The following is a 7,510-nucleotide window of genomic DNA, read 5'->3' as shown; positions in this document are numbered from 1 at the left end:
TTCTCTTCAACAAAAGGAAAATGATTACTATTCTCAAAAATTACTAATTTAGAATCTGGAATCAATGTATGCATCTCTTTTGAGTACAAAACAGGGCATTGAACATCATATTGACCACAAAGAATAAGAGTAGGGAAATTAATATGTTTTAACTTATCACGAACATCATATGTTTTAAGGTCACTATTATAAGCCCTCATTCTTTTTCTAATAATTTTACTAAAGGGTCCCTCACTAAAATACTCATTATACTTTTCTGGTTTATAAAGAGACAGTTCAATCAACTTCTTATTAGCTATTCTTTTCTTTGTTTTCGAAACAAAGGGTAACATCAATGATAAAAATATCTTGGATACCTCCTTACGATGTTGCCCTGTTTTAAAATTATATATGCAACTTTCCGAATTTAAAAACTCGTTAGATGCGGAAGTATCACATAATATAAGCGAATCCAATACCTGAGGTTTACTAGTAGCATATGTTAACCCTAAAAATCCACCTGCAGAATGCCCTGCAAAAGACCATTTTGGGTATCCTAACTTAATTCGTATGCTTTCGAGATCTTTCACAGTTTCATTCATTGTCAGTTCATTTGAGTTTCGTGCCTTTGATGAATTCCCAGCCTGTTTTAAATTGACTAAGATAACCTTGTAAAAGGATGATAGACTATCCGCAAAAATCGAACCTTGAATGGAGAATTCTTGGTATAGGTGTGTTATACATAAAGGTTTACCACTAACAAAAATTTCAAAGGAACCTCTTTCTGTATGAATAATTTCCCGTTCATAATTTACCAATTCATTCACCTACTTTACACTTTATCCAACAAAGCAAATTCTCTGCCCCATACGGGTTAAAGTCAAATATCAACAGAGTTCTTTAACAAGGCCTAATGAAAAGACAATCTAAACCTTTTGTTTCAGGTTTCAGATTGTCTATTTTCACTTTTACATGTTCATCGTACTTTGATGTAATGTCGCCCATTCTTCCTTCAACAACGAATACATAATCGCATCATGCATCACGTCATTTTGAATCATATACTTTCGAAGCAATCCTTCTTCCGCAAAGCCTGCTTTTTGTAATAATTTTCGCGATGATTCATTTTCTGGGTACACAACCGCTGAAATTCTCTCAAAATAAAGTGTTTCAAATCCATATGTAAGAATTGCTTGTAATGCTTCTGTCGCATATCCTTTTCCCCAATATGTTTCATCTAGTTCATAGCCGATTTCAGCTCGTTTATGTTTGTTATTAATGAGATGAAAACCGCATGTCCCAATTAGTTGATCAGTTCCTTTTAATACAATTCCCCAGCGGAACGCAGATCCTTCTTCATATCTGCTCCTAAAATTTTGGATGACGTTTTTTACTTCTTCAATATTTTGAAACGAATCCATTCCAAAGTAACGAATAACAGGTTCTTTCTTAAAGTAACGAAACATTGCATCTGCATCGACTAACGTTAATTCTCTTAAATGAAGACGCTCTGTTTCTAAACTCGGAAATTTTCTCATTATCTTCCCACCTTTAGTCTAATGAACTGCAAATTTCAATATAATTTCCATCTGGATCAGAAACATAAGAGACTGTTTGTCCCCATGGTTTCGTAACAGGTTCTACTAATACTGTTACACCATGTTTTTTTAGCATATGTATTGTTTCATCAACACCACCAACTACAAAGCCAATCTCAAATGTAGACGATTGTGATAGTGTCTTCGGGATTGGTAATCCAGTTAACTCTCGAACATCATCTCTACTATTGATCGCCAAAATGGTAGAACCCGTATCGAACTCAACATATGTAACATGCTCTCCCTTTATCGGTAACTGTAAAATATCACGATAAAAACGGATGCATTCCTCATATTGCTTCGCATATAAAATAATATATTTCATTTGAAGTTTCACGTTTCTTCACCCCTCCTTCACATCCTTACTACATTTGACAAAAAACGCAAAAATCCTTTCTAAAATTTTTCTCATGAATAAACACCTCCATAGTTACAAATGCTAACAATGGAGGTGTGTTAAAATGGAACCAATGCTTTGTCCAAGTTGCAAAACAAACCGCACACGATTCAATATCATTGAACAAACAGCAAAACCGGTAAAATTAAATCCACAAACTGGCCAGGTTGAAGAAGAATATACAAACGAGAATATGAGTGCATTTCATATGGCCTACCAAGGTCCTACATATCGCGTCCAATGCGCTGCGTGCGGATTAATTGAAAATCCCGAGCAATTTATTAAACCTGCACAAAATCAATCTTTTTAATTGTTAAAACAAAACTGCTCCAAACGGTTATTATTAAATAACTTTTGAGGGCAGTTTCTTTTATTACTTCTCGATGTGCACAAAAATGTTGTCATGTTTCTTGCGACACCTTTGCATTTTCGGTATGATTTAATGCGTAGAAATAAGTTTAACCTTTTCAAAGAATGCTTTTAATTGTATAAATTCTTCTTCATTCCCTCGTGTTGTAAAAATCTCTTGTTCCTGATGAAAAACTACGATTGCAGGAATCGTTTTAAAAAGTGCAAATACATGCTTCGTATCTTTTATTTTATTAATTTGATGATAAGGTATTTGTAACGAAATCGGGAGCTTTCCAAATATTTGACCATAAAATAATAACTGTTGTTCAGTGTAAGCTAAAATACCTTTCACAGGAATAGGATTTCCATTTGGTACACCTACTAAACCAGATATCCCATTTTGCGCTTCATAATAAGTTGTGATCATTCCTTGTATATTTTCAGTTGAAGATATTTTCTCTTGAAATTCATTCATTGCTTGTTCTTTTAGACCCATGTTTATCACTCCGTTAATTAAGATGTATAAGAAATATTTTACTAGAAAATAGAAAATAAATATGGATAAAAATGTTACTTATTGACTGGAAATTTTCATCCTATATATTTATCTAAACCATCCCTTCCTGTTCGAAAGCCAATCTTCCCAAGCATCTTCATGCTGTTTCACAAAGAGCGGTGGGAATTGGTCAATTGGAAAATACTTAAGCTCCAATGTTTCATTTCCATCTGTTTTTAACGTCCCGCCCACTGGCTTACATTGAAAAAAGAACGCAATCGTCTGCGCTTGCTCTCCATTTGGATATTCATCGTAATATTTCGTATACACACCAATTAAGTGTTCAACTGTTACCTTTAATCCTGTTTCTTCATATACTTCACGAATAGCTGTCTCTTCAGCAGATTCACCAAGTTCCATCGCACCACCAGGAAAACCCCACGCATTTCTATCTCCTCGTTTTTGCAGAAGCACTTCGCCTTCTTCGTTACAAATAAGTCCACCTGCAAAATTAAGAAAAATTCGTTCAGGCCCTACTTTCTCTCGAATGAAACGAATATAATCTAGCTTTTTAGCCATGATAATCCCCCTAATACTCAATACATTTTTGCTAAATCGTACCAAATAAGCATGATATAATCATAATATCTAGAAAGGACTGAATACAATGTCAACGTTACAAAATACTGTAAATAAACTACTCCACGAAAATGAAACGATTCTTTTTCATAAAGAATGTTCTCTATCTTTATTTCTACATAGAGGACCATCTATGCCGGGAGTACTACTAACAACAAATAAAAGATTATTGTTTATATATAAAGAAAAGGCAAAATCTAATCCTCCGCGATATGAGGAATACTTATACAAACGTATTGAGGAAGTAAAAGAACATCCTTATTTTTTCAGCTCGCACACATCTATTTACTACAACGATGAATGGGTACGTTTTGAAGGAATATACGATCAAAATGTAAGAAAACAACTTTGTTCCACTATACAAAAACAAATTGCAAGTAGCTCTTTATCATAGGGCTACTTCTTTATGCATCTCCCTTCATCAAAACATGTTCTACATTGTAGAATAACGAAAAGTAGTTTTATTTTTTAGAAAATTTCGTTAAAATATTCAAAAAGATCGTACGAGAAAGGAAGAAACAAATGATACATAAATTAAAAGAGAATATCTCTTCTGTTTTTGTCGGAAAAGAAAATGTAATCGATCTTCTCTTAGTTTCTTTATTAGCAGATGGACACGTTTTATTAGAGGATGTACCTGGTACAGGTAAAACATTACTAGCAAAAACAATCGCAAAAAGTGTCGGCGGACAATTTTCTCGTGTCCAGTTCACACCTGATGTGTTACCGAGTGATGTAACAGGTATTGAATATTTTAATCCGAAAACAAGTGAGTTTGAACTGCGCCTCGGTCCTGTTATGACAAATTTATTATTAGCAGATGAAATTAACCGAGCAATGCCGCGTACGCAATCGAGTTTATTAGAATCAATGGAAGAAAGACAAGTGACACTTGAAAAGCAATCTACACCTCTTCCGAAACCGTTTTTCGTAATCGCAACGCAAAATCCAATTGAATCACAAGGAACATTTCCTCTTCCGGACGCTCAGCTTGATCGCTTTTTAATGACCGTTTCGATTGGCTATCCTACTCCAGAAGAAGAACTCCAAATGATGAGACGTTTTCGAAAGAATAAACCGTTGGACGAGCTTCATTCGGTCATCTCACTAGAAGATATATTACAAATACAAAATAAAGCAAAAGATGTTCATGTATCAGAGCCTTTGGAAAGCTACATCATCAAACTCGCTAATGCGACTCGTAATCATGACTTTATTGCAAATGGAATTAGTCCGCGCGGGACACTCGCTTTAGTCCGAGCAATTCAAGCTCTTTCTTTTTTACGTAATCGCGATTTTTGTACACCAGAAGACGTACAATTCCTACTTCCTTATATCTGGAAGCACCGCATCATTTTATCTATGGAAGGCGCTCTTCGTACGACAAAACAAGAAATAATAGAAGCAATTTTAAAAGAAGTTGATGTACCGGTGGAGATTGAGCAAGCATGAATGTTCAACGTCTCGTCACTGTCCCGTTAGTATTTCAAAGTCATATCATTAAATTGACGATTCCGGTTGCACTATTGTTCACATTTTATATACCGCAGTCATATATCATATATCCGCTTCTGTTTTATTATTTATTTTCTTTTTTTATTTATCGGTACGTCACTTACATAGAAGACCACTTTCAAATTATAAATAAGAAACAATCAACAAGAGTGTTTCCTGAAGAAAACGGACAACTATCCATTCTGTTACAAAATGAAGCAAAATTACCGTTAGTGAATGGAAAATGTTTTTTTCATATAAATCCATCGCTCGTTATGCATCCAAGTAACAGTCTAGATCAAATATCAAAAACGCTCTTTTCTTTCCCATTTTCACAACGAGCTCGCTCACAGCAAATATGGGATTTAACATTCACAACGACAAGACGCGGCGTTTTCCAAGTTGAACAGTTTGAATGCATCATTGGTGATCCCTTTAACTTCATTCAAGTTCATTTACCAATAATGCATAAATTAAAAACAGAAATTATTGTCTACCCTGCCCCGAAGCAAGTTGCGGGGCTACAAGAAATACAACAACTATTACTAGGCTCTTACAGAACAAATTTTTCTTTTTTTCATGATGAAACGTCAATTGTCGGAGTAAAACAGTATGAAAGGGAATCATTTCGATCCATTCATTGGAAAGCATCAGCGAAAATGCAAAGTTTACAAGCAAAGCAATATGAAGCAGTAAAAAATTATAGCTGGACAATTTGTATCTGCCTTGCCTCAGATCGAGGACTTGGATGGAGAGAAAATATGGAAGACTTGATTTCCTATGCAACATACATTTGCCAAATTGCAACGGAAAAGAAAATTCCCTTTGAATTATTTATTAGTATTTTAGCAGAAGATGGGCCGCTGCACATGATGCTGAATGAAGGCCCCGTGCATTATGCAAAAGCACTGGAAGAACTTGCGCGTATTTCAGAAGATAGTACATTACTACCGCGAGAAGGTTTTCTACATTATATGATGCAAAAAAGAGTGAGGTCGTCTATGCTGTTTTTCCTTGGCGTCCCTAAGCAAAATATCCCTCATACGATGCAGCCAACATATATTGTTCACGATGAAGGAGTGGTGGAACAACTTGAATACATGGCTACGGTACGTTAATGATTTTATTCTTCTTCTCCTTCTTTCTTTATTAACTGAAAAAGGAGAAATTGTACACATTGTTTTGTTTATTCTAGTCAGTCATATTTGCTTGCTGCCTATTATGAAAATTAGTAAAAAGAAAAATAAATGGCTTACAGCACTATTTATTCTACAAGTCATTGTTTGCTATTCGTTGGCGTTATTTTCTTCTATTAGTTCTGTATTATTGCCGTTTTTCTTTTTTCTTGTGTATGCAAAAGACGATGTTTCACCCTTTCATAAATTATTAGGGGCATTTCTATGGTCTTTTTGTTCCTTTCTCCTCCATATGCAGTTTCCATCCATATGGGAAATAGGATTACTTATTTTGTATACACTTCTAACATTATGGATTACAAGTTTTAATCGAAACCAACAAATGTTGCGTTTGTTCTCAATTACAGCTATTGGGAGTATTGTTTTTTTATTCATCCCTTTACTCTCTTACGTACGAACTGGTATTACTTATGCCCTTCAATGGATTGCTTTAGGATTGGGATATATATTAAATCCACTATTTTTATCAGCTGAACGGAAGCAGACAGACCGTACTTTAAATAGTAATTTGACACAAGATAATTTGCCGCCTCCACCGGGTCCAAATAAAGAATATGATCCATTCATTATCCAATGTCTTACCATCTTGATCATTGTAGTTGTTGCCATATATGTGATTCGGAAACTATATAAGAGGCGTCATGAAATCAAATTTGGGCGTTTGTCTTCCTATGAACCTATCGCTGTTGGTCCAGAACAAGGAAATATACAAAAACGAAACCGAAAATTACGATCACCAAACAATGCAATTCGCAAAGAAATTTTTAAACTTGAAAACAAATTAAACCCGCCATTAAATCGGCAGCGCGGTGAAACAGTGGAACAGTGGATGGAAAGACTTCATAAAGAAGAAGAGGTCTCCATTCAATTTGAAGTGATTATCGATGCATATAACGCTGCAAGGTATGCCAATCGTGATAATACTGAACTTCTCCAGAAATTTAAAAGAGAAGTTCATACATTATACAATTATCGAAAAGCAACGAAAGAATAAGCTTGAATCTCAATACTACTAAAAACCTCGACTTCTCCTACTGGAGTCATCGAGGTTTTTAGGTAAGCGTCAAATACTCACCACCTACAATTTGTAAATAACCTATGAGATAATCTCCTTACATACTACATGTGGAGGTTTTTTTATGAAAAGACACCTATTAAAGAAAGAATGGGAAACTTATATTCAAGACTATAAAAACAGTGGATTATCCAAAGTTACCTGGTGTCAAAAACAGAGTTCATTCGTTTATCAAAGAAGTATAGAGAGCTTACATAAAAGTTTGATATTTTTAAAGTAAAAAAGATAATGAATAGTAAAATTAACTATATTAATATATTAATAATAACGAGTAGTGTTTCATTC

General features: G+C 34.6%; 10 protein-coding genes. 5 read left to right on the top strand and 5 right to left on the bottom strand.

What is annotated here, in order from left to right; translation table 11 throughout:
- The 3 genes from V7024_RS23625 to V7024_RS23615 all read right to left on the bottom strand — a co-directional run.
- The coding region (locus V7024_RS23625; protein WP_335524483.1) for an alpha/beta fold hydrolase at nucleotides 1–806 on the bottom strand (806 nt) is incomplete at its 3' end.
- 141 nt (nucleotides 807–947) lie between these two features.
- The gene (locus V7024_RS23620; protein WP_335524482.1) at nucleotides 948–1,517 is read right to left on the bottom strand and encodes a GNAT family N-acetyltransferase; all 570 of its coding nucleotides are present in this window, start codon (nucleotides 1,515–1,517) and stop codon (nucleotides 948–950) included.
- Nucleotides 1,518–1,530: 13 nt separating this feature from the next.
- Nucleotides 1,531–1,914 carry a VOC family protein gene (locus V7024_RS23615; protein WP_335524480.1) on the bottom strand — a complete coding sequence of 128 codons (384 nt, stop codon included), beginning with the start codon at nucleotides 1,912–1,914 and terminating at the stop codon, nucleotides 1,531–1,533.
- A gap of 124 nt (nucleotides 1,915–2,038) precedes the next feature.
- On the opposite strand from V7024_RS23615, the gene V7024_RS23610 reads away from it, so the two are divergent.
- Complete coding sequence (locus V7024_RS23610; protein WP_098919013.1) at nucleotides 2,039–2,284, top strand: DNA alkylation repair protein; 246 nt, start codon at nucleotides 2,039–2,041, stop codon at nucleotides 2,282–2,284.
- 129 nt (nucleotides 2,285–2,413) lie between these two features.
- Here the strand turns inward: V7024_RS23610 and V7024_RS23605 are convergent, their stop codons facing one another.
- Together V7024_RS23605 and V7024_RS23600 are read right to left on the bottom strand one after the other, a co-directional pair.
- Nucleotides 2,414–2,821 (bottom strand): hypothetical protein, encoded by a 408-nt coding sequence (locus V7024_RS23605; protein WP_335524478.1) that lies wholly within the window; start codon nucleotides 2,819–2,821, stop codon nucleotides 2,414–2,416.
- 108 nt (nucleotides 2,822–2,929) lie between these two features.
- Nucleotides 2,930–3,400: an NUDIX hydrolase gene (locus V7024_RS23600; protein WP_335524476.1), complete on the bottom strand. Its 471-nt coding sequence runs from the start codon at nucleotides 3,398–3,400 to the stop codon at nucleotides 2,930–2,932.
- Between the two features lie 88 nt (nucleotides 3,401–3,488).
- Between V7024_RS23600 and V7024_RS23595 the strand changes: the two genes are divergently transcribed.
- From V7024_RS23595 to V7024_RS23580, 4 genes are all read left to right on the top strand, one after another.
- Complete coding sequence (locus tag V7024_RS23595) at nucleotides 3,489–3,854, top strand: PH domain-containing protein (protein WP_335524475.1); 366 nt, start codon at nucleotides 3,489–3,491, stop codon at nucleotides 3,852–3,854.
- Nucleotides 3,855–3,982: 128 nt separating this feature from the next.
- Nucleotides 3,983–4,912, top strand: coding sequence for an AAA family ATPase (locus V7024_RS23590; RefSeq protein ID WP_335524474.1), 930 nt, complete (start codon nucleotides 3,983–3,985; stop codon nucleotides 4,910–4,912).
- Complete coding sequence (locus V7024_RS23585; protein WP_335524473.1) at nucleotides 4,909–6,072, top strand: DUF58 domain-containing protein; 1,164 nt, start codon at nucleotides 4,909–4,911, stop codon at nucleotides 6,070–6,072. Before V7024_RS23590 ends, V7024_RS23585 begins: the two co-directional genes overlap by 4 nt.
- The gene (locus V7024_RS23580) at nucleotides 6,047–7,144 is read left to right on the top strand and encodes a DUF4018 domain-containing protein (protein WP_335524472.1); all 1,098 of its coding nucleotides are present in this window, start codon (nucleotides 6,047–6,049) and stop codon (nucleotides 7,142–7,144) included. Before V7024_RS23585 ends, V7024_RS23580 begins: the two co-directional genes overlap by 26 nt.
- Nucleotides 7,145–7,510: the final 366 nt, after the last annotated feature.

It is taken from the genome of Bacillus sp. JJ864 (genome assembly GCF_036963045.1).
Taxonomy (GTDB): Bacteria; Bacillota; Bacilli; order Bacillales; family Bacillaceae_G; genus Bacillus_A; species Bacillus_A pseudomycoides_C.
Note: the sequence above shows the minus strand (reverse complement) of the source record. Positions and strands in the feature narration are given on the sequence as shown.